The sequence below is a fragment of the Roseovarius litoreus genome, assembly GCF_900142765.1.
Taxonomy (GTDB): domain Bacteria; phylum Pseudomonadota; class Alphaproteobacteria; order Rhodobacterales; family Rhodobacteraceae; genus Roseovarius; species Roseovarius litoreus.
The window spans coordinates 1-1,277 of sequence record NZ_FRCB01000026.1; the positions used below are offsets into that span (position 1 = coordinate 1).

1 protein-coding gene is annotated in these 1,277 nt (G+C 63.6%); it reads right to left on the bottom strand.

Annotated features, from left to right (window positions below; all coding sequences use genetic code 11):
- On the bottom strand, nucleotides 1-1,115 hold a 1,115-nt coding region (locus F3H35_RS18700; RefSeq protein WP_149781039.1), incomplete at its 3' end, for an aspartate aminotransferase family protein.
- Nucleotides 1,116-1,277: the final 162 nt, after the last annotated feature.

Consider the following 1,277-nt stretch of genomic DNA (forward strand, 5'->3'; position numbering starts at 1 on the left):
AGCACATCCCGATAGGTCCGCACGTCTCGGTCGGTGAAGACGACGTCGAACAACGTCGGATGGCCGACGATCCGATGCGGAATGCCTGCGGCCTCCAGATGGCGACGGAACATCGCCTGCAGCCGCTCGCCATGGCCGCAAAGCGTGTCATAAGCGCCATCGCGGCGCAGGATCTCCATCGTTTTCAAGCCCGCCACGGCAGCCACGGGATTGCCCGACAGCGTGCCAAGCATCATCAGCCACCTGTCGGCCCCGACGATCGCCTTGTCGAAATGGTCCATGATCGGCGTGCCACCAGCCACCGCTGCCAGGGGAAAACCGCCACCGATGACCTTGCCGAGCGTGCATAGATCGGGCGTCACGCCGTAAGCCTCCTGCGCCCCGCCATAGGCGAAGCGGAAGCCGGTCACGACTTCGTCGAAGATCAGGACGATACCGTAGCGATCGCACAGATCACGCACCGCCCCTAGGAATCCCGGCGCCGGAGGGATGATGCGCTGCAAGGGCTCGACGATGATCCCCGCAACCCGGTCGCCCCATTCGGCCAGCAGGTTTTCAAGGTATTCGGCATCGTTGAAGGGGGCGATCAGCATCTCATCCCGCACCGCTTCGGGGATGCCGGCGCTGTCAGGGACCGCCTGCGGAAAATTTACCAGCCGCGATGGCGCAAGGCTCATCTGCGCCTCTGCGGACATGCCGTGATATCCGCCCTCGAACTTCAGGATCTTGTCGCGCCCCGTATAGGCGCGGGCAAGCCGCATCGCATACATGTCCGCCTCGCCGCCAGAGGACAGGAAGCGCACCTGCTCGGCACAGGCAACCGCGCGGCAGATCTCTTCGGCCAGCTCCACACCCGGCGCGTTGTTGGCGAAAAATGTCATGCCTTTGGGCAGTTGCTCGGCCACGGCCTCCAGCACCTCGGGATGACCATGGCCCAGAAGCATCGGACCCGACCCGATCAGGTAGTCGACATATTCCCGTCCATCCTCGTCCCAGACGCGCGACCCTTTCCCTTCGCGGATGAAAACCGAAGGGTCGAAATTGCCGAAACCACCGGCCGGCAGCACCACACTGGCCCGCTCGGCCCAAGTCTGCATCACGGTCTTGTCGCGCATTGAACGTCTCCTAATCGATGATGGCCACGGGTTGGTCAGGCGTATCCCTGAAACGGTTTCCGCCGGTCTTCGCGCCGGACGCGTTGATCAAACGCGCCATGGCCCATGAGGACCATGGCTTTCATCGTGGCACTCATGCGGTCGCCTCGGCGGGCATGTCGG